Genomic DNA, 2183 nt, shown 5'->3' on the forward strand with positions numbered 1-2183 from the left:
CCGGAGCAACGGGCTCGACAGGTGCGACCGGAGCAACAGGCGCGACTGGCGCCACCGGTGATACCGGAGCAACCGGCTCGACCGGTGCGACCGGAGCAACCGGCGCCACAGGTGCGACCGGAGCAACAGGCGCCACCGGCGCGACGGGTGCTACCGGAGCAACCGGCGCCACAGGCGCGACCGGCGCCACGGGTGATACCGGAGCAACGGGCTCGACTGGCGCGACCGGAGCAACAGGCGCGACTGGCGCTACCGGCGATACCGGAGCAACAGGCGCGACCGGCTCGACAGGTGCGACCGGAGCAACCGGCGCCACAGGTGCGACCGGCGCCACGGGTGATACCGGAGCAACGGGCTCGACAGGTGCGACCGGAGCAACAGGCGCGACGGGCGCCACCGGTGATACCGGAGCAACCGGCTCGACCGGCGCGACCGGAGCAACCGGTGCCACAGGTGCGACCGGAGCCACGGGTGCGACTGGCGCCACCGGCGATACCGGAGCAACGGGCGCAACCGGCTCGACCGGAGCAACCGGCGCCACAGGTGCGACCGGAGCCACGGGTGCGACTGGCGCCACCGGCGATACCGGAGCAACGGGCTCGACCGGAGCAACCGGCGCCACAGGTGCGACCGGCGCCACGGGCGATACCGGAGCAACGGGCGCAACCGGAGCAACCGGCGCCACAGGTGCGACCGGGGCCACGGGTGCGACTGGCGCCACGGGCGATACCGGAGCAACGGGCGCAACCGGCTCGACCGGTGCGACCGGAGCAACCGGCGCCACAGGCGCGACCGGCGCCACGGGCGATACCGGAGCAACCGGAGCAACCGGCTCGACCGGTGCGACCGGAGCAACCGGCGCCACAGGTGCCACCGGCGCCACGGGCGATACCGGAGCAACGGGTGCGACCGGAGCAACCGGCGCCACAGGTGCCACCGGCGCCACCGGTGATACCGGAGCAACCGGCTCGACCGGTGCGACCGGAGCAACCGGCGCCACAGGTGCGACCGGCGCCACCGGCGATACCGGGGCAACAGGTGCGACTGGCGCTACCGGCGATACCGGAGCAACGGGAGCAACCGGAGCAACCGGCGCCACAGGTGCGACCGGCGCCACCGGTGATACCGGAGCAACCGGCTCGACCGGTGCGACCGGAGCAACAGGTGCGACTGGCGCTACCGGCGATACCGGAGCAACGGGAGCAACCGGAGCAACAGGTGCCACCGGCGCCACGGGCGATACCGGAGCAACGGGTGCGACCGGAGCAACCGGCGCCACAGGTGCGACCGGCGCCACCGGTGATACCGGAGCAACGGGCTCGACGGGTGCAACAGGTGCGACCGGCGCTACGGGTGCAACGGGTGCGACCGGCTCGACAGGCGCAACCGGCGCGACTGGAGCTACTGGAGCTACCGGGGCGACTGGAGCAACCGGCGCCACAGGTGCGACCGGCGCTACGGGTGCAACGGGTGCGACCGGCTCGACTGGAGCAACGGGTGCGACAGGCGCAACCGGCGCTACGGGTGATACCGGAGCAACGGGCTCGACAGGTGCGACCGGAGCAACAGGTGCGACCGGCGCCACCGGCGATACCGGAGCAACGGGCTCGACGGGTGCGACCGGAGCAACCGGCGCCACAGGCGCTACCGGCGATACCGGAGCAACGGGCTCGACGGGTGCAACAGGTGCGACCGGCGCTACGGGTGCAACGGGTGCGACCGGCTCGACTGGAGCAACGGGTGATACCGGAGCAACGGGTTCGACCGGGGCCACTGGGGCGACTGGAGCAACCGGCGCCACTGGTGCTACGGGCGATACCGGCTCGACCGGCGCTACGGGTGCGACTGGCGCCACGGGCGATACCGGCTCGACTGGCGCAACCGGCGCCACAGGTGCGACTGGCGCTACGGGTGATACCGGAGCAACGGGCTCGACAGGTGCGACCGGAGCAACAGGTGCGACCGGCGCCACCGGCGATACCGGAGCTACAGGCGCCACCGGCGCGACGGGTGCAACAGGTGCAACCGGCGCTACGGGTGCGACCGGCTCGACAGGCGCAACCGGCGCCACGGGTGCGACAGGAGCAACTGGCTCGACAGGTTCGACCGGAGCAACAGGTGCGACTGGAACTACCGGTGCCACTGGAGCAACGGGTGCGACTGGAGCTACCGGAGCTACCGGC

1 protein-coding gene is annotated in these 2183 nt (G+C 72.3%); it reads left to right on the forward strand.

The annotated features are described in order from the left end of the window. On the forward strand, positions 1-2183 hold a 2183-nt coding region (locus tag EOD29_RS37085), incomplete at both ends, for a hypothetical protein (protein WP_245475303.1).

It is taken from the genome of Mesorhizobium sp. M1A.T.Ca.IN.004.03.1.1 (genome assembly GCF_003997555.1).
GTDB lineage: Bacteria > Pseudomonadota > Alphaproteobacteria > Rhizobiales > Rhizobiaceae > Mesorhizobium.